This window comes from Streptomyces sp. NPDC046465 (assembly GCF_040646035.1).
Taxonomy (GTDB): Bacteria; Actinomycetota; Actinomycetes; order Streptomycetales; family Streptomycetaceae; genus Streptomyces.
In genome coordinates this window covers 444115-460735 of record NZ_JBEYZK010000001.1, presented here as the reverse complement: position 1 = coordinate 460735, position 16621 = coordinate 444115, and the positions used below count along the sequence as shown (strand labels likewise).

At 70.0% G+C, this 16621-nt stretch carries 20 protein-coding genes; 10 read left to right on the top strand and 10 right to left on the bottom strand.

Annotated elements, in window-relative coordinates:
- Position 1: 1 nt before the first annotated feature.
- Positions 2 to 1474: a membrane-associated oxidoreductase gene (locus ABZ953_RS02095; protein WP_361715141.1), complete on the top strand. Its 1473-nt coding sequence runs from the start codon at positions 2 to 4 to the stop codon at positions 1472 to 1474.
- Here ABZ953_RS02095 and ABZ953_RS02090 read toward each other — a convergent pair.
- The gene (locus tag ABZ953_RS02090) at positions 1461 to 1757 is read right to left on the bottom strand and encodes a DUF397 domain-containing protein (protein WP_361715138.1); all 297 of its coding nucleotides are present in this window, start codon (positions 1755 to 1757) and stop codon (positions 1461 to 1463) included. The genes ABZ953_RS02095 and ABZ953_RS02090 overlap by 14 nt on opposite strands.
- Positions 1739 to 2572 carry a helix-turn-helix transcriptional regulator gene (locus tag ABZ953_RS02085; RefSeq protein WP_361715135.1) on the bottom strand — a complete coding sequence of 278 codons (834 nt, stop codon included), beginning with the start codon at positions 2570 to 2572 and terminating at the stop codon, positions 1739 to 1741. Before ABZ953_RS02085 ends, ABZ953_RS02090 begins: the two co-directional genes overlap by 19 nt.
- Positions 2573 to 2687: 115 nt before the next feature.
- Between ABZ953_RS02085 and ABZ953_RS02080 the strand changes: the two genes are divergently transcribed.
- Genes ABZ953_RS02080 through ABZ953_RS02065 form a run of 4 tightly spaced genes read left to right on the top strand, consistent with a single transcriptional unit; the run spans position 2688 to position 4791 of the window.
- The gene (locus ABZ953_RS02080; protein ID WP_361715132.1) at positions 2688 to 2912 is read left to right on the top strand and encodes a hypothetical protein; all 225 of its coding nucleotides are present in this window, start codon (positions 2688 to 2690) and stop codon (positions 2910 to 2912) included.
- Positions 2909 to 3130, top strand: a complete 222-nt coding sequence (locus tag ABZ953_RS02075) for a hypothetical protein (protein ID WP_361715129.1) — start codon at positions 2909 to 2911, stop codon at positions 3128 to 3130. Before ABZ953_RS02080 ends, ABZ953_RS02075 begins: the two co-directional genes overlap by 4 nt.
- Positions 3131 to 3188: 58 nt before the next feature.
- The gene (recO, locus tag ABZ953_RS02070; RefSeq protein ID WP_361715126.1) at positions 3189 to 3941 is read left to right on the top strand and encodes a DNA repair protein RecO; all 753 of its coding nucleotides are present in this window, start codon (positions 3189 to 3191) and stop codon (positions 3939 to 3941) included.
- Positions 3942 to 3969: 28 nt separating this feature from the next.
- Entirely contained in the window at positions 3970 to 4791 is an 822-nt protein-coding gene (locus tag ABZ953_RS02065; protein ID WP_361715123.1) for an isoprenyl transferase, read from the top strand.
- Between the two features lie 91 nt (positions 4792 to 4882).
- Here the strand turns inward: ABZ953_RS02065 and ABZ953_RS02060 are convergent, their stop codons facing one another.
- The 4 genes from ABZ953_RS02060 to ABZ953_RS02045 form a co-directional block, all read right to left on the bottom strand.
- A complete protein-coding gene (locus ABZ953_RS02060) occupies positions 4883 to 5284 on the bottom strand; it encodes a transcriptional repressor (RefSeq protein WP_361715120.1) in 402 nt (133 codons plus the stop codon).
- A gap of 71 nt (positions 5285 to 5355) precedes the next feature.
- Positions 5356 to 6246, bottom strand: a complete 891-nt coding sequence (locus tag ABZ953_RS02055; protein ID WP_361715117.1) for a metal ABC transporter permease — start codon at positions 6244 to 6246, stop codon at positions 5356 to 5358.
- A gap of 13 nt (positions 6247 to 6259) precedes the next feature.
- The gene (locus ABZ953_RS02050; RefSeq protein ID WP_361715114.1) at positions 6260 to 7042 is read right to left on the bottom strand and encodes a metal ABC transporter ATP-binding protein; all 783 of its coding nucleotides are present in this window, start codon (positions 7040 to 7042) and stop codon (positions 6260 to 6262) included.
- A 32-nt stretch (positions 7043 to 7074) separates the two neighbouring features.
- Complete coding sequence (locus ABZ953_RS02045; RefSeq protein WP_361715111.1) at positions 7075 to 8052, bottom strand: metal ABC transporter substrate-binding protein; 978 nt, start codon at positions 8050 to 8052, stop codon at positions 7075 to 7077.
- A gap of 219 nt (positions 8053 to 8271) precedes the next feature.
- Here ABZ953_RS02045 and ABZ953_RS02040 point away from each other — a divergent pair, with 219 nt between their 5' ends.
- Entirely contained in the window at positions 8272 to 9654 is a 1383-nt protein-coding gene (locus ABZ953_RS02040) for a glycine--tRNA ligase (protein ID WP_361715108.1), read from the top strand.
- A gap of 85 nt (positions 9655 to 9739) precedes the next feature.
- Complete coding sequence (locus tag ABZ953_RS02035; protein WP_361715105.1) at positions 9740 to 9943, top strand: hypothetical protein; 204 nt, start codon at positions 9740 to 9742, stop codon at positions 9941 to 9943.
- Positions 9944 to 9949: 6 nt separating this feature from the next.
- On the opposite strand, the gene ABZ953_RS02030 is transcribed toward ABZ953_RS02035, so the two are convergent.
- Positions 9950 to 10300: a hypothetical protein gene (locus ABZ953_RS02030; protein ID WP_361715102.1), complete on the bottom strand. Its 351-nt coding sequence runs from the start codon at positions 10298 to 10300 to the stop codon at positions 9950 to 9952.
- A 144-nt stretch (positions 10301 to 10444) separates the two neighbouring features.
- Here ABZ953_RS02030 and ABZ953_RS02025 point away from each other — a divergent pair, with 144 nt between their 5' ends.
- Complete coding sequence (locus ABZ953_RS02025) at positions 10445 to 11197, top strand: hypothetical protein (RefSeq protein WP_361715099.1); 753 nt, start codon at positions 10445 to 10447, stop codon at positions 11195 to 11197.
- Between the two features lie 77 nt (positions 11198 to 11274).
- Positions 11275 to 12342, top strand: a complete 1068-nt coding sequence (locus tag ABZ953_RS02020; protein ID WP_361715096.1) for a cobalamin-independent methionine synthase II family protein — start codon at positions 11275 to 11277, stop codon at positions 12340 to 12342.
- Positions 12343 to 12380: 38 nt separating this feature from the next.
- On the opposite strand, the gene ABZ953_RS02015 is transcribed toward ABZ953_RS02020, so the two are convergent.
- Genes ABZ953_RS02015 through ABZ953_RS02005 form a run of 3 tightly spaced genes read right to left on the bottom strand, consistent with a single transcriptional unit; the run spans position 12381 to position 15565 of the window.
- On the bottom strand, positions 12381 to 12971 hold the full coding sequence (locus ABZ953_RS02015; protein WP_361715093.1) for a TetR family transcriptional regulator: 591 nt from the start codon (positions 12969 to 12971) through the stop codon (positions 12381 to 12383).
- 25 nt (positions 12972 to 12996) lie between these two features.
- Complete coding sequence (locus ABZ953_RS02010) at positions 12997 to 14013, bottom strand: aldo/keto reductase (protein WP_361715090.1); 1017 nt, start codon at positions 14011 to 14013, stop codon at positions 12997 to 12999.
- 55 nt (positions 14014 to 14068) lie between these two features.
- Positions 14069 to 15565 (bottom strand): MFS transporter, encoded by a 1497-nt coding sequence (locus tag ABZ953_RS02005; RefSeq protein ID WP_361715087.1) that lies wholly within the window; start codon positions 15563 to 15565, stop codon positions 14069 to 14071.
- A 101-nt stretch (positions 15566 to 15666) separates the two neighbouring features.
- Here ABZ953_RS02005 and ABZ953_RS02000 point away from each other — a divergent pair, with 101 nt between their 5' ends.
- Positions 15667 to 16590 (top strand): helix-turn-helix transcriptional regulator, encoded by a 924-nt coding sequence (locus ABZ953_RS02000; RefSeq protein WP_361715084.1) that lies wholly within the window; start codon positions 15667 to 15669, stop codon positions 16588 to 16590.
- The last annotated feature ends 31 nt before the right edge of the window (positions 16591 to 16621 follow it).

The window sequence follows — 16621 nt, the reverse complement described above, 5'->3', positions numbered from 1 at the left end:
GGTGGAGATCTCCGAACTGACCGACGCGGAACGGCGGGTGTGGGAGGCGGTTCCGCTGCAGCGGACCGTCGACTTCCGGCCGACGCGCGAAGGTGTCCCCACGGCCGGTGCGGACTGGGGGCCGGAACGGACGGTACGGGCCGAGGTGCTGCGGGCGCTGCTCCTCGACGGGCCCCGGCGGAACGGCGAGGTCCCGGTGCTCCGGGTCACCGGCGCCCGCATCACCGGGCAGCTCAACCTCCAGTACGCGGACGTCGCGGGCCCCGTCCACCTCTGGTCCTGCTACTTCGACGAAGTACCCGACCTGTACGGGGCGCACCTGCGCCAGTTGAACCTGGGCCGCTCCGTACTGCCCGGCCTGCACGCCATAGCGCTCCGCGTCGACGGCTCGCTGCGCATGACCGGTTGCCGCGTGCGCGGGCCCGTCCGGCTCGGCGGCGCGCGGATCTCCGGGGCGGTCTTCCTCGACGGGGCCCACGTGGGAGTGGAGGGCGTGACGTACTCCGAGCCCGTCCTCGCGCTCAACCGCGTGACCATAGACGACGACTTCCAGGCCGACGGCGGCTTCCGTGCGCACGGCCTGGTCCGCCTCTCGGGCGCGGTCATAGCCGGGAACATCACCTTCGACGACGCGCTGCTCAGCAATCCGGGCGGGACGGCGCTGCACGCGTCGAATCTGAGCGGGGGGACGGACCTCCATGCGATGCGGGTGCGGGCGAACGGGCGGCTGAACCTACGGGGGGCCCGCATTCCGGGGCAGCTCAACTTCGCCTACGCGCGGCTCTCCAACCCGGGCGGCGTGGCCTTGCGCGCCAGCAGTCTCACCGTCGGCGAGCTGTGGCTGCGCGGCGCCGCGCCCATCGAGGGCACCGTGAGCCTGCGCCGCGCCCAGCTCGACCTGCTGCACATCGCGCCCGAGACCTGGCCGGAAGAGGTCCGCTTGGACGGCCTGACCTACACCACCCTCGACCCCCACGAGCCGGTCCCTCGTCGCCTCCAGGCACTGGAACGTGACGCCGACGGCTACGTCCCGTACGCCTACGAGCAGTTGACCGCCGCTTACCGTCGCAGCGGGGACGACGCGTCAGCCCGTACCGTCCAGCTCGCCAAGGAACGCCGTCACCGGGCCACCCTCGCGTGGCCCGCGCGGGTCTGGGGCCACCTCCAGGACGTGACCGTCGGCTACGGCTTCCGGCCCACGCGGGCGGCGGTCTGGCTGCTCTCGCTGCTGCTCGTGGGCGCCGTCACGTACGCGGTGCGGCAGCCGACGGCGTTGAAGCCCGAGGAGTCCCCGGAGTTCAACCCCCTCTTCTACACGCTCGACCTGCTGCTCCCGATCGTCGACTTCGGCCAGGAACGGGCGTATGCCGCGCAGGGGGCGTACCAGTGGTTCGGGTATGCGCTGATCGTGCTGGGCTGGACCCTCGCGACGACGATCGCGGCGGGCGTGACGCGGTCGATCAGTCGCCAGTAGCGCGCCGCCGGACGCCGGTCACGAAGGCGGTCCAGGCGGGGGCGCCGAGCAGGAGGGTGGGGCCGAGGACCCCCATCTTACTGTCCCGCACGGGCACGATTCCGGGTACGCCGTCGGCAACCTCGACGCAGTTGTCGCTTTCGTCGCCGCTGCTGTAGCTGCTCTTGCGCCAACGGGCGGCGCCGATGAAGTCGTACGCGACCTCGACGCAGTCCTCCCCGCCGTTGCCGCCGCTGTAGCTGCTCTTGCGCCAGCGAGCGTTGCTCAAGTCGTACTCGCGCATCGTCTGTAGTCCTCCGACACCGACTCAATCAGGTCCAGGGACGCCTCCGGCGACATCGCGACGGCCCTGAGCAGATCGTAAGTCGACTGCGTCCGCTTCACCACTGTCGGGTCGTCCAGGAGATTCCCCGAAAGCACCGCTTCTGTATAGACCGTTGGCGGGGCATCCTCGAACTCCATGAGCTTCATCATCTTGCCCATATCCGGGTACGCCCCGGCGGCGAACGGCAGCACCTGCACCACCACCATGCGTTCACGCATCATCGCCGCGACGTGATCGAGCTGTTGCGCCATCGCGACGGGCCCTCCGACGGGGATAAGTAGCACCGTTTCGTGCAGGATCGCCCAGTACGCGGGTCGTGCAGCGTCTTTGAGAAGTAGCGCACGATCCATTCGACCCCTGATCAGCTCCTCGATGTACTCGTCGGTGGCGAACGGGTTGCTGCCCAGGAAGACCGCTCGCGCGTACTCGGGGGTCTGTAGGAGCCCCGGCATCACCGACGGCGCGAACTCGCAGATGCTCGTCGCCAGCCGCTCCAGCTCCGCCGCGTGAGCGAAGTACTCCGTAAAGGGCTGATCCTTGATGAGCTTGCGCCACAACCTTTCGAAAAAGCCATCGGTTTGTAGAACCTCATCGATCCGTTCCGCCACATCCAACTGCGGTTTACGAATTGCCTGTTCGAACTGGCCGATGTATCCACCGGAGACAAAGACCCTCGTGCCCAGCACGGACTGGCTGAGCCCCGCATCCTCGCGCCTCCGCTTCAGCTCTGCGCCGAAGAACTCCCACGCTGCTTGCCGTGAACCATTGGCCATGGCCAACCGCCTTCCGCTGCCCCGCAGTTGTAGAGGGCAGACTCCTGCCGATTCTAGGCACAAGCCGTCACCGTAGTGGTGCGAAGAGTGAAATCCGGAGGCGAAGGGGAGCCACGTGAAGGCGGATGGAAAGCATCACGCAGAGGCATGTACCGAACATGCGGAGGAAACCGTGACGGAATTGCGGGACGCACTCGGGCAGGCGGGAATTACGTTGCCGTCGTTGGGGATCGATCCGGCGTCACTCGCCAGGGAGGCACCCTGTCCGCGCATTGAATTGGGCGGGTGTTCCGCCGACACCGCGGCCCGGCTCGCCGCCGCCCTGAGGAGGACGGGATGAACCTCGACCTTCCCGTCGGCGCGTACGTGGTCGACACCCGCAGCGGCCTGGTCGGCCGGGTCATGGGGCACGAGGGCCCGTACGTCCAGCTGCGCCCCTACGGAGGGGGCCGCGAATGGGACTGCACTCCGGAGGCCGTCCGCACGGCGACCACCGCGGAACGGCTGCGCGCGGCGACGGCGTACGCGAACGCCCGCAGCCGGGGCGAGGTGCCTTGACGGGCGCCGGAGTGACACCCGTGCCCGGGGAGCCGCCCGCATACGCGAGAATGGCCCCATGAGTCTGTTCCGCGACGACGGCATCGTGCTGCGCACCCAGAAGCTGGGTGAAGCGGACCGCATCATTACGTTGCTCACGCGCAGTCACGGGCGGGTACGGGCCGTGGCCCGGGGTGTGCGGCGGACCAAGTCCAAGTTCGGGGCGCGGCTTGAGCCCTTCTCCCATGTCGACGTGCAGTTCTTCGCGCGGGGGAGCGAGCTGATCGGGCGGGGGCTTCCGCTCTGCACGCAGAGTGAGACGATCGCTCCGTACGGTGGCGGGATCGTCACCGATTACGCGCGGTACACGGCCGGGACGGCCATGCTGGAGACCGCCGAGCGGTTCTCCGACCACGAGGGTGAACCGGCGGTGCAGCAGTATCTGCTGCTCGTCGGCGCGCTGCGGGTCCTGTCCCGCGGCGAGCACGAGCCCCACCTCGTACTCGACGCGTTCCTGCTGCGCTCCCTCGCCGTGAACGGCTACGCGCCGAGCTTCACCGACTGTGCGAAGTGCGGTATGCCGGGCCCGAACCGGTTCTTCTCGGTGGCGGCGGGCGGATCGATTTGCGTCGACTGCCGGGTGCCCGGCAGCGTCGTCCCGTCGGCGGAGACGCTCACGCTGCTCGGCGCGCTGCTCACCGGCGACTGGGAGACGGCGGACGCGTGCGAGGCGCGGCACGCCAGGGAGGGGAGCGGGCTTGTTTCCGCCTATCTGCACTGGCATCTGGAGCGCGGACTGCGCTCTTTGCGGTACGTAGAGAAAAGCACGTAGGAAACAGCTAGGTAGGAGAGAGCCCCCCATGGCACGACGCGGAATCCTCGGACGGTCCCGCCGCGAGTACACGCTGCCCGAGCCTCACCCCTCGGGCGCGCGGCCGCCGAAGATCCCCGGTGAGCTCGTCCCGCAGCACGTGGCGATCGTCATGGACGGCAACGGACGCTGGGCCAAGGACCGCGGCCTGCCGCGTACCGAGGGGCACAAGGTCGGCGCGGAGCGCGTCCTGGACGTGCTGCAGGGCAGCATCGAGATGGGCGTCGGCGCGATCTCGCTCTACGCCTTCTCCACCGAGAACTGGAAGCGGTCGCCGGACGAGGTGAAGTTCCTGATGAACTTCAACCGCGACTTCATCCGCAAGACCCGCGACCAGCTGGACGACCTCGGGGTGCGGGTGCGCTGGGTGGGCCGGATGCCCAAGCTGTGGAAGTCGGTCGCCAGGGAGCTGGAGATCTCCCAGGAGCAGACCAAGGACAACGACAAGCTCACCCTGAACTTCTGCATGAACTACGGCGGCCGCGCCGAGATCGCGGACGCGGCGCAGGCCCTCGCCGAGGACGTGAAGGCGGGCAGGCTCAATCCGTCCAAGGTCAACGAGAAGACCTTCGCGAAGTACCTGTACTACCCGGACATGCCGGACGTCGACCTCTTCCTGCGCCCGAGCGGCGAGCAGCGCACGTCCAACTACCTGCTCTGGCAGAGCGCCTACGCCGAGATGGTCTTCCAGGACGTCCTGTGGCCGGACTTCGACCGGCGCGACCTGTGGCGGGCCTGCCTCGAATACGCGGGGCGGGACCGCCGCTTCGGCGGCGCGATTCCGAACGAGGAGCAGATCGCGAACAGTTGATCAGGGGCTGATCAGGGGGTGTGGGGGTACGGGGTACCCCCACACCGAGAAGGGTGAGTGGGCGGGGAGTACCGGCCCGCGAGGGCTCCGCTCACGCCGCCGCGCAGTCGGCACACGTGCCGAAGACCTCCACCGTGTGCGCCACGTTCACGAAGCCGTGCTCCGTGGCGATCGTCTCGGCCCACTTCTCGACCGCGGGGCCCTCCACCTCGACCGCCTTGCCGCAGACGCGGCAGACCAGGTGATGGTGGTGGTCGCCGGTCGAGCAGCGGCGGTAGACCGTCTCGCCCTCGTTGGTGCGCAGGGCGTCGACCTCGCCGGCGTCGGCGAGGGACTGCAGGGTGCGGTAGACCGTGGTCAGACCGACCGAGTCGCCCTTGTGCTTGAGCATGTCGTGCAGCTCCTGCGCACTGCGGAACTCGTCCACGTCGTCGAGTGCCGCGGCCACCGCCGCACGCTGGCGGGTCGACCTGCCTCGAACCGGGGCTCCCACGGTTGCCTCCTCGCGTCGCGCTCTGGTCTGGGGCCTGCCGGGCCATTGTGCCAGGTCGGGCAGGAGCCAGGTCAGGTCTTGGCCATCGGCTGGGCCGGTACCGAGCACTCCGCGGGGTCACCGGCCGCCTCCGCGGCGGCCACGGCCCGCGCTCTGCGCCTGGCCAGCGGTGTCGCGAGGACCGTGAGGACGATGAAGACGCCGATGGTGAGCAGCACGATCGTCGCGCCCGGCGGGACGTCCTGGTAGTACGACGTGACGGTGCCGCCGAGCGTCACCGCGACGCCGATCGCCACCGCGACCACGAAGGTCACCTTGAAGCTCCGGGTGAGCTGCTGCGCCGCCGCGACCGGCACCACCATCAGCGCGGAGACCAGGAGCAGGCCCACGACCCGCATGGCGACGGTGACGGTGACCGCCGCGGTGACGGCGATGAGCAGGTTCAGGGCCCGCACCGGCAGGCCGGTGACGCGCGCGAACTCCTCGTCCTGGCTGACCGCGAAGAGCTGGCGGCGCAGCCCGACCGTGACCAGGACCACAAACGCGGCGAGCAGACAGATCGCCGTGACGTCGTCCTCGGAGACCGTCGAGAGCGAGCCGAAGAGGTACGACTGGAGGTTGGCGTTCGAGCCGCCGGGGGCGAGGTTGATGAACATGACGCCGCCCGCCATGCCCCCGTAGAACAGCATGGCGAGCGCGATGTCGCCGCGGGTCTTGCCGTACCAGCGGATCAGCTCCATGATCACGGCGCCGACGATCGCGACGGCCGTCGCCATCCACACGGGAGACGCCGAGAGCAGGAAGCCGAGGCCGACGCCGGTCATCGCGACGTGGCCGATGCCGTCGCCCATCAGGGCCTGGCGGCGCTGGACGAGGTAGATGCCGACGGCGGGCGCGGTGATGCCGACCAGGACGGCGGCGAGCAGCGCCCGCTGCATGAAGGCGTAGTCGAGGAGTTCCATCGTTCTTTCGTCCTCAGGTCAGCAGGCCGGTACGGACCGGCTCCGCGTCGGCGGGGTGCGGGTGGACGTGGTCGTGGCCGGGCAGCGCGTGCTGGCCGACGGCGCGCGGCGGCGGCCCGTCGTGCAGGACGCAGCCGTCGCGCAGCACCACGGCGCGGTCGATCAGCGGTTCCAGCGGGCCGAGTTCGTGCAGGACGAGCAGGACGGAGGCGCCGCCCGCGACCTGCTGGCGCAGGGTGGCCGCGAGGACCTCCTGGCTGGCCAGGTCGACGCCCGCCATCGGCTCGTCCATGATCAGGAGTTCCGGTTCGGAGGCGAGCGCGCGGGCGATGAGGACCCGCTGGTGCTGGCCGCCGGAGAGGGCGTTGACGGAGTCCTTGGCGCGGTCGGCGAGGCCGACGAGGTCGATGGCGCGGGCGACGGCCTCGCGGTCGGCCTTGCGCAGCACGCCGAAGCGGGAGCGGGAGAGCCGCCCGGAGGCGACGACCTCGCTGATCGTCGCGGGCACGCCGCCCGCGGCGGTGGTGCGCTGCGGCACGTACCCGACGCGGGCCCAGTCGCGGAAGCGGCGGCGCGGGGTGCCGAAGATCTCGACGTCGCCGCCGGTGACGGGGACCTGGCCTATGACGGTGCGCACGGCGGTGGACTTGCCCGAGCCGTTGGCGCCGAGGAGGGCGACGACCTCGCCGCGGCGCACGGCGAGGTCGATGCCGCGAAGGACGGGGCGCGAGCCGAGCTCGGCCGTCACGCCGCGCAGGGAGACGACGGCTTCGCGGGTCTCGGCGTGCTCACTCATGGCTGGTGCCTCCGTAGCCGCGGTGGTGGGGGTCACTTGGCGCCCAGGGCCTTCTGGAGGGCCTTGAGGTTGGACTGCATGACCTGGATGTAGTCCGTGCCCTTGGAGTCGTCGGTGATGCCCTCGATGGGGTCGAGCACGTCCGTCTTGAGGCCGGTGTCCTTGGCGAGGGTCTGCGCCGTCTTGTCGCTGACGAGCGTCTCGTAGAAGACGGTGGTGACGCCGTCGGCCTTCGCCATCTTCTGGAGGTCCTTGACGCGCTTGCCGCTGGGCTCGGCCTCGGGGTCGAGGCCGCTGATGGCCTCCTCGGTGAGGCCGTAGCGCTCGGCGAGGTAGCCGAAGGCGGCGTGGGTGGTGATGAAGACCTTGGAGTCGGTGTCCTTCAGGCCGTTCTTGAAGGACTTGTCCAGGCCACCGAGCTTCTTCACGAGCTTCGCGGTGTTCTTCTCGTACGTCGCCGCGTTGTCCGGGTCGGCCTTCTCCAGGGCCTTGCCGACGCCCTCGGCGACCTCGGCGTACTTCACGGGGTCGAGCCAGATGTGGGGGTCGGCGCCTTCGTGGGAGTGGCCGTGGTCGTGCCCCTCGTGGCCCTCTTCCTCGTGCTCCTCGGCGTGCCCGCCGACCTCGTTGCCGTGCTTCTCCATGCTGGTGAGGGAAGCGGCGTCGACCTTGGTCTTGATGCCGGACTCGTCGATCGCGTCGTCGACGGCGGGCTGTAGGCCCTTGAGGTAGAGGGCGACGTCCGACTCTTCGAGCTGGCCGCGCTGCTGGACGGAGACGTCCAGGTCGTGCGGCTCCTGGCCGGGCTCGGTGAGGCTGGTGACGGACACGTGGCCGCCGCCTATCTGCTCCGCCAGGTACTGCATGGGGTAGAACGACGCCACCACGTCGAGCTTGCCGTCCTTGTCGTCCGCGGCGGAGGTCGTCGAGCAGGCGGTCAGTGCCGTGAGGCCGAGGACCGTGGCGGAGGCGAGGGCGGCGGTGGGTATCAGGCGTCGTCGTACGTTCATGACACTCATTTTCAACAAAAGTGGAAACGATTGTCAACAAGGCCTCCGCGGGGCCTCCGCGGGGCCTCCGCAAGGCCTCCGCGAGAGCGTGCGCGGGGCCGTGTACGGGGAACCGATTTGATTAGGGGGGTAAGGCCGCCGGTAACCTGAAGCATTCGCTCCCGAAGCCGCTGCCCCGGCAGTACTTGCTTCGTCCGCCGTCGTAATGAAGAGAGCACCGTGGCCGCCGACAAGATCGACACCATCGTCAGCCTGAGCAAGCGCCGTGGCTTCGTTTTTCCCTGCAGTGAGATCTACGGCGGTCAGCGTGCCGCCTGGGACTACGGGCCGCTCGGCGTCGAGCTGAAGGAGAACCTCAAGCGCCAGTGGTGGCGCTACATGGTCACCTCGCGCGAGGACGTCGTCGGCATCGACTCGTCGGTGATCCTGGCCAGCGAGGTCTGGCAGGCCTCCGGCCACGTCGCGACCTTCTCCGACCCGCTCACCGAGTGCCTCTCCTGTCACAAGCGCCACCGCGCCGACCACCTGGAAGAGGCCTACGAGGCCAAGCACAACCGTCCGCCGGCCAACGGCCTCGCGGACGTCAACTGCCCCAACTGCGGCACCAAGGGCCAGTTCACCGAGCCCAAGCAGTTCTCCGGCATGCTCGCCACGCACCTCGGCCCGACCCAGGACACCGGCTCCGTCGCCTACCTGCGTCCCGAGACCGCGCAGGGCATCTTCACCAACTTCGGCCAGGTCCAGCAGACCTCGCGCCGCAAGCCGCCCTTCGGCATCGCGCAGATGGGCAAGTCCTTCCGCAACGAGATCACGCCCGGCAACTTCATCTTCCGGACCCGCGAGTTCGAGCAGATGGAGATGGAGTTCTTCGTCAAGCCGGGCGAGGACGAGCAGTGGCAGGAATACTGGATGGAGCAGCGCTGGAACTGGTACACCGGCCTGGGCCTGCGCGAGGAGAACATGCGGTGGTTCGAGCACCCGAAGGAGAAGCTCTCCCACTACTCCAAGCGCACCGCTGACATCGAGTACCGCTTCCGCTTCGGCGGCAGCGAGTGGGGCGAGCTCGAGGGCGTCGCCAACCGCACCGACTACGACCTGACCGCGCACTCCAAGGCGTCCGGCCAGGACCTGTCGTACTTCGACCAGGAGGCCGGTGAGCGCTACACCCCGTACGTCATCGAGCCCGCCGCCGGTGTCGGCCGCACCATGCTGGCCTTCATGCTCGACTCGTACTTCGAGGACGAGGCGCCCAACGCCAAGGGCAAGATGGAGAAGCGCACGGTCATGCGCTTCGACCACCGCATCGCCCCGGTGAAGGTCGCGGTCCTGCCGCTGTCCCGGAACCCGGAGCTGTCCCCGAAGGCCAAGGGCCTCGCGACCGCGCTCCGGCAGAACTGGAACATCGACTTCGACGACGCGGGCGCCATCGGCCGCCGCTACCGCCGCCAGGACGAGATCGGCACGCCGTACTGCGTGACCGTCGACTTCGACACCCTCGACGACAACGCCGTGACGGTGCGCGAGCGCGACACGATGAAGCAGGAGCGCGTCTCCCTCGACCAGATCGAGGGCTACCTCGCCACGCGCCTCGTGGGCTGCTGACGCGGTGACGTTTTCGGCGTGACGCCGCACAGAAGCCCCCGGTTCCGGGTTATGGAACCGGGGGCTTCTGTGCACACTGTGGCGCATGCCTCCAACGACCACGAGCAGGGTCAGACGATGGGACCAGCACGGACGCGAACACGTCGTCCAGGTCCAGAAGGCGGGTGTGCAGCGCGAGTTGAGCTGCGAAACCTGCGGCTGGCGCAGGAAGGCGCAGTTCCTGCCGTGGCTCAAGGCGGAGGAGCACCTGTCGGAGGAGCATCAGGCGACGGTGCATCCGTCGCCCTGACAGGCCCTAATCGCCCTGGGACCACGCGGCCACCGGCAGGGACAGATAGATGCCGAAGTCCTCGCGGCCGGTCGCGGTCCGGATGTCGTCGTGCAGCCGGTCCACCCGCGCCTGCCGGTCGGCGGCCCTGCTCTCGAACCACTTCGACCGCACCTCGATCACGAAGTCCAGGCCGCTGCGGTCCCACGGCCCGAGCTCCTTGAACCGCAACTCCACGTCGCCCGCCTGGAGATCGCCGTCGTACGGCTCCTCGGGGCACTCCACCGCGAGGGAGATCAGATGGGGGAGGGCCGTACCGAGTTCGCGGAGCGTTTCCTCGGGGACGTGGGGCGCGTAGGTGATCTCGACGAGAGGCATTGGACCAGCCTAACCAGGGCCCGTGCTCGCCGGGCGGCGCGGGAGCGGGAGGTCTAGGCTGAACGGTGAACGTCAAACGGAATGCCTCCCGCCGCTTCAGCGGTCGGTAGAGAGCTTCCTGGGCGCATCACCATGGGAGGCATCATGTCTCTGCCCACTGACGACCCGGTCACCCCTCCGGTCCACGGCGCGGTGACCTGGCTCACGGACATGAACGACGTGGCCCTGCAAGTGAGTCGGGACACGTACGGCTTCTATCAGTACCTCAGCGAGATCAATGGCGGCACCGCCGATGAGGGCGGTCGCCCGGGTGTCGGTCCGCAGGTACTGATCGCCGCGCTCGGGGTGGGTGCCCAGTTCCAGGCGAACATCATCGCGGCGGCGAACCTCGGCAACAGCATCGCCCAGACGGTCCTGAGCGGCAAGAGCACCCCCGGAGAGCTGCAGATCAACGTCATCAACAGGTCGTCCTGCACGGTGACTTGCTTCAACTACACCGCCACCGGCGGACCGGGCATCAGCAACGTCCCCGACCCGCTCTTCACCGGACAGAGCGACGTGGTCACGATCACCGACGACTCGGAGATCGAGAAGGACGCGAAGATCGACCTCGACTTCAGCATCGGCAACGGGGCCCCGATCGGCGCCACGGCGGACAGCTCGATCATCAATTTCAACATGGCGTACCAGTACAGCGAGGATGACTCCGAGAACGAACGGTGGTTCCTGACGGCGGCCGTCGACGGAAGCTCGCCCAACGTCTTCCCCAAGGCGCTGCAGATGTTCGGCTTCACCTACGCGCCCACCGACCCGACCCAGTACCCGGGCTTCGGCGTCTACACGGGACCGGTCGAGACCGGGAGCGGGTCGATCTCGATGGTGATCTACGACCGCTAGGGCCCACAGGGGTCCCGGGGGCAGGGGTGGTCTCGCGCCCTCTTGCCGGGGCCGAAGGCGCTTCCTATGGTGCGGCCATGAGTATCCCCACCGAGTCGATCGGCAGCATCCCCCGCCCGAGCGCCCTCCAGGAGGCACTCGCCGAGCACGCCCAAGGACACCTGAAAGACGCCGAACTGGCCGAGCTCCAGGACCAGGCCACCGCCGACACCCTGGCCAGGCTGGCGGAGCTGGGCTGTCCCGTCCTTGCCGACGGCGAGCAGGCCAAGCCCAGCTTCGCCACCTACCCGATCACCGGCCTGACCAGCCTCGACCCAGCAGGCGCCGTCATCCCGTTCGCCGACGGCCACACCCGGCAGTTACCCACGCTGACCGCCGGACCGTTCCGCTACCAGGTCCACGCGGACGCCTATCTGCGCAACGCCCGGCGGCACACCGACCGTCCGCTCAAGCAGGCGGTGATCGCGCCCTCTGCGCTCAGCCTGCTCTACCCGGCCGACCCCATCGAGGGGTATCCCCGCGAGGCGTTCCTGCGGGATCTCGCCGACGAGGCGGAGGCCGACATCCGCCGCTGCCTGGAGGCGGGCGCGCACGTGGTGCAGCTCGACTTCACCGAGGGCCGCCTCTCCCTCAAACTCGACCCGAGCGGCGCGCTCCTCGACGACTTCATCGCGCTGAACAACGAGGTGCTCGGCCGCTTCACCGAGGCCGAGCAGGCCAGGCTCGGCGTGCATACCTGCCCGGGCGGCGACCACAACTCCACCCACAGCCTGGACGTCGACTACGCGGCTCTGCTGCCCAAGTTCTTCCAGCTCAAGGCAGGCAACTTCTACGTCCAGCTCGCCAGCGAGGCCGACCCCGAACGCGTGCTGCGGATCATCGCCGAACAACTCCGCCCCGGCATCCGGGTGTTCGTCGGCGTGATCGACCCGATCAGTAGCACCGTGGAGACGCCCGAAGAGGTACGCGACCGGGTCCTGCTCGCCGCCCGCCACATTCCGGTCGACCAGCTGGGCACCTGCGACGACTGCGGCTTCTCGCCGTTCGCCGACGACACCTCCACCTCCCGCGAACTCGCCTTCGCCAAGATCGACGCCCGGGTGAAGGGAACCGCGCTGGCCGCCGAGGCCCTCGGCCTGGAATAGGAAGCCGCACCCCCTGGGGGCTAGGACCCCCTTGGGAGCTAGGAGTAGGAGCGCAGTCCTCGGATCGTCAGATCCAGCACCGCCGTGAACGCGTCCTCGATGCCGGGGCGGGACCAGTGCGCCGCGTAGGCGGGGTCGTGGAAGCGGGACGTGGCGTCGAAGACGGCGCGGGCCGTGACGGCGGGAGCGTCGGAGGCGAAGTCCCCGCTGTCGACGCCCTGTTGGACGATGGCCGTCAGCTGGCCCGTGAGATCGGCGATGTGGTCGTCCACCACGTCGCTGTTCTCGTCGACGAGCACCGAGTACGTGGCGAAGAGTTCGGGGTCGTCCCCCGCCTTGTGCTGCTTGGCCTCGAAGAGTCCCGCGAGCCAGGCGCGGAGCTTCGCCTCGGGGGGCTCGGCGCCGGTGACGACCGCCGAAAGCGTCCGCGACGTACGGTCGAGCCAGCGCCGCGTCACCGCGCCGCGCAGCTCCGCCTTCGTACGGAAGTGGCGGTACACCGTGCCGTGGCTCACGCCGAGGGCGCGGGCCACGTCGACCACCGTGGCCTTGGCCGCGCCGTGGCGGCGCAGCACCTCCTCGGTCGCTTCGAGGATGCGCTCGGGGGTCAGGGGAGCCGCGGTAGCCATGGCACAGACCGTACCCGTGGGCGGCTCAGTGCTCGCTGTCGAGGTGTGCCATCTGCGCTTCCGGGTAGCGCGCACCGGCCGCCGCGTCCGCGGGCACGGCCGCCTCGATCGCCGCCAGGTCCGCGTCGTCGAGCGTCACGTCGAGGGCGCCGAGCGCCTCGTCGAGCCGGTCCCTGCGGCGCGCCCCGACCAGCGGCACGATGGCCGCGTCGTGGCGGGGGCCCTGCGCGAGCACCCAGGCGATGGCGGTCTGCGCGACGCTGACGCCCTTCTGGTCGGCGATCTTCCGCAGGGCGTCGACCAGGTCCAGGTTGCGGTCGAGGTTCTCGCCCTGGAAGCGGGGGCTCATCGAACGGAAGTCGGTGGCGGCCAGCTGCCGGTCGCGGGTGAAGTGGCCGGAGATCAGGCCGCGCGAGAGCACGCCGTACGCCGTGACGCCGATGCCGAGCTCGGCGGCCGTCGGCAGGATTTCCGCCTCGATGCCGCGCGAGATCAGGGAGTACTCGATCTGCAGGTCGGAGATGGGGGCCGTGGCCGCCGCCCGGCGGATCGTGTCGGCGCCGACCTCGGAGAGGCCGATGTGCCGCACGTGTCCCTTCTCGACCAGCTCCGCGATGGCGCCCACTGTCTCCTCGACCGGGACGTCGGGGTCGAGGCGGGCGATGCGGTAGACGTCGATGTGGTCGACGCCGAGGCGCTGCAGTGAGTACGCGGCGAAGTTCTTCACCGCGGCCGGACGGCCGTCGTAGCCCGACCAGCCGCCGTCCGGGTCGCGCAGGGCGCCGAACTTCACGCTGGTCAGCGCCTGTTCGCGGCGGGCTGCGGGGGCGGCGCGCAGGGCCTCGCCGATCAGCATCTCGTTGTGGCCCATGGCGTAGAAGTCGCCGGTGTCCAGGAGGGTGACGCCCGCTTCGAGGGCGGCGTGGATCGTCGCGATGGACTCGGCGCGGTCCGCTTCTCCGTAGAGCGCGGACATGCCCATGCAGCCGAGGCCGAGGGCGGAGGTGCGGGGGCCGGTGGTTCCGAGGGTGAGAGTACGCATGCGTCCACCATGACATGACAGATGACAGATTTCAATATCTGTCATCTGTCATCTGTCATGTCTTCAGCATTCGGGGCAGCCGCAGGCTCAGCAGAGCCAGCCAGAGCAGCCCCGCCAGCTGCACGCCGAGCGCCGTCACGAACGCGTCCCGCATGCCGAGGCCAGGCACGAGCGCCAGGAAGAGCGAGCCGATCGTCGCCACCCCCACGGCCAGGCACGACTGCTGCACGGTCGCCACGAGGCCGCTGCCCGCACCCGCCCGCGCGGCGGGCACGGCCGCGAGCGCGATCCGGTAGTAGAGCGTGAGCTGGACGCCCTGCCCGGCGCCGCACAGCAGCAGGCCCGGCGCGAGGGCGAGCGGGGAGAGCCCGGACCACGACGACCACAGCACCGTCAGGCCGAGGACGGTCAGGCCCACCGCGTGCACCAGCGCGGCCCGGGTCATCGCACGGGTGCCCCACCGGCGCACCAGACGCGGCACGAGCATCGCCGCCGGGATCTGCGTGAGACCCATGGGGACCACCGTCAGGCCCGCCCGCAACGCCCCGTAGCGCAGCCCCTGTTGCAGGAGGATCGCGAACCCGAACATGAAGCCGCTGAACCCGATGCAGATCGGCACGCCGAGGACCAGGCTCCTGCGTACCGCGGGCTCGCGGAGCAGCGAAGGGGGCAGCAACGGACTGCCGCCGGTGCGCTCGGCGCGGCCCTCCACGGCCCCGAAGGCCCAGCCGAGCAGCGGGGCGGCGACCAGCAGGAGCACGGACCACAGCGGCCGGCCCGTCGCGCGCCCCTCCGTCAGGGGCAGCAGGAGCGCGGTCAGCGCCCCGGCGAACAGGACGGTGCCGAGGACGTCGCTGCGCGCGGGCCGCTCGACACGGCTGTCCGGCACCGTGCGCGCGCCGACAGCCACGGCCGCCGCGGCGATCGGCACATTGACGAGGAACACCGCGCGCCAGCCGGTGCCGCCCAGGTCCGCGGCGACCAGGGCGCCGCCGAGCGCCTGGCCGAGCAGGCCCGCGACGCCGCTCACGGCGCCGTACAGGGCGACGGTCCGTGCCCGCCGCTCGCCGCGCGTCGTGGCGTGGATGGTGCCGAGGACCTGCGGCAGCATCAGCGCGGACGCGGCGCCCTGCGCCCCCCGCGCCCCCACCAGCCACCACGCGCCGGGCGCGAGCCCGCAGGCCAGCGAGGTCAGTCCGAAGGCGGCCACGCCCCACAGGAAGAGCCTGCGGCGCCCGTACGTGTCGCCGAGCCGGCCGCCGAGGACGAGCAGCACGGCGTACGCCACCGCGTAGCCCGCGACGACCATCTCCAGGGTGGCGGGGGAGGCGTGCAGGTCGCGCTCGATGCTGGGCAGCGCGATGTTGACGACGAAGAAGTCGATGCTGGAGAGGGAGGCGCCGAGGAGGACGGTGAGGAGGGCGAGGGGGGTCAGGGTGGCGGGTCCGGGGGGCGCGCCGTCCGCGGAGGGCCTGTCGCTGGCGGTGTCGCTGCCCGTATCCGTGGTGCTGGCGGTGGCGGTGGCGGTCTCGGTGTTCGATGGGCGGGTCACGGATACGACGATGTTCCGGCCCGCAGAGGGGTACCAGAGTCTCCTTATCCTGGTACCGGGCGAACCTGGAAACAGGCTGCGGTATGCGCCAACCTTGGGTGGTGACCGTTACAGCCGTCCCGGCCGGACCGGGTGCCGACATCCGCCGCCAAGAGCTCGCCGCCTTCCTCCGCAGCCGCCGCGAGCGCGTCACGCCCGAACAGGTGGGCCTGCCCCGCGGCACCCGCCGCCGTACGCCGGGACTGCGCCGCGAGGAGGTCGCGCACCTCGCCTGTGTGGGCGTCACCTGGTACACGTGGCTGGAGCAGGCACGATCCATCAAGGTGTCCGCGCAGGTCGTCGACGCCATCGCACGCGCCCTCCTGATGGACCCCGGTGAGCGCGCCCACCTCTTCGCGCTCGCCGGAGCCGTCGACCCCCGCCCCGAGGCCGAGTGCACCGCCCTCCCCGCGGAGCTCCGGCGCCTGGTCCGCCGCCTCGGCCCCTACCCGGCCACCGTGCAGAACGGCCGCTACGACGTCCTCACCTACAACCGCGCCTGGACGCACGTCTTCGGCGACTTCGACGCGATGGCGCCCCGCGACCGCAACTGCCTCTGGCTCCTGGCCACCAGCGAGAGCTGGCGCGAGACGTTCATCGACCGCGACGAGATGCTGCGCGACCTGGTCGCCAAGTTCCGCGGCTCCATGACCGAGCACGGCGTCGCCGAACCGGCCTGGAGAGAGCTGCGGGACCGGCTGGCCGGGGCCTCCGCCGAGTTCCGCGAGCTGTGGGAGCGGCACGAGGTGGCGACCATGTCACCGCACGTCAAGCGGTACCAGCACCCGCAGGTCGGCCTGCTCCGCCTGGAGCACCGGATGCTGTGGACGGCCCCGCTGGTGCAGTCGTACCGCTTGATCGCGTACGTACCCGCCGACGACGTGACGGAGGACCGCCTGGAGCGCCTTGCGGAGCTGTCCGGGGGTGGCCCCGGGGGAGTGCTGGAGGGGTACCGGGGGAGTGTGGGACGGCCGCCCGCGGAGTGAGGGACAATGAAGGGTCCCGTCATACGTTCCG

Bases quoted from the DNA above. Each gene is read 5' to 3' on its own strand.
- ABZ953_RS02090 (WP_361715138.1), bottom strand. From the start codon at position 1,757: ATGCGCGAGTACGACTTGAGCAACGCTCGCTGGCGCAAGAGCAGCTAC.
- ABZ953_RS02085 (WP_361715135.1), bottom strand. From the start codon at position 2,572: ATGGCCAATGGTTCACGGCAAGCAGCGTGGGAGTTCTTCGGCGCAGAG.
- ABZ953_RS02075 (WP_361715129.1), top strand. From the start codon at position 2,909: ATGAACCTCGACCTTCCCGTCGGCGCGTACGTGGTCGACACCCGCAGC.
- recO (WP_361715126.1), top strand. From the start codon at position 3,189: ATGAGTCTGTTCCGCGACGACGGCATCGTGCTGCGCACCCAGAAGCTG.
- ABZ953_RS02065 (WP_361715123.1), top strand. From the start codon at position 3,970: ATGGCACGACGCGGAATCCTCGGACGGTCCCGCCGCGAGTACACGCTG.
- ABZ953_RS02055 (WP_361715117.1), bottom strand. From the start codon at position 6,246: ATGGAACTCCTCGACTACGCCTTCATGCAGCGGGCGCTGCTCGCCGCC.
- ABZ953_RS02050 (WP_361715114.1), bottom strand. From the start codon at position 7,042: ATGAGTGAGCACGCCGAGACCCGCGAAGCCGTCGTCTCCCTGCGCGGC.
- ABZ953_RS02045 (WP_361715111.1), bottom strand. From the start codon at position 8,052: ATGAACGTACGACGACGCCTGATACCCACCGCCGCCCTCGCCTCCGCC.
- ABZ953_RS02035 (WP_361715105.1), top strand. From the start codon at position 9,740: ATGCCTCCAACGACCACGAGCAGGGTCAGACGATGGGACCAGCACGGA.
- ABZ953_RS02030 (WP_361715102.1), bottom strand. From the start codon at position 10,300: ATGCCTCTCGTCGAGATCACCTACGCGCCCCACGTCCCCGAGGAAACG.
- ABZ953_RS02025 (WP_361715099.1), top strand. From the start codon at position 10,445: ATGTCTCTGCCCACTGACGACCCGGTCACCCCTCCGGTCCACGGCGCG.
- ABZ953_RS02020 (WP_361715096.1), top strand. From the start codon at position 11,275: ATGAGTATCCCCACCGAGTCGATCGGCAGCATCCCCCGCCCGAGCGCC.
- ABZ953_RS02015 (WP_361715093.1), bottom strand. From the start codon at position 12,971: ATGGCTACCGCGGCTCCCCTGACCCCCGAGCGCATCCTCGAAGCGACC.
- ABZ953_RS02010 (WP_361715090.1), bottom strand. From the start codon at position 14,013: ATGCGTACTCTCACCCTCGGAACCACCGGCCCCCGCACCTCCGCCCTC.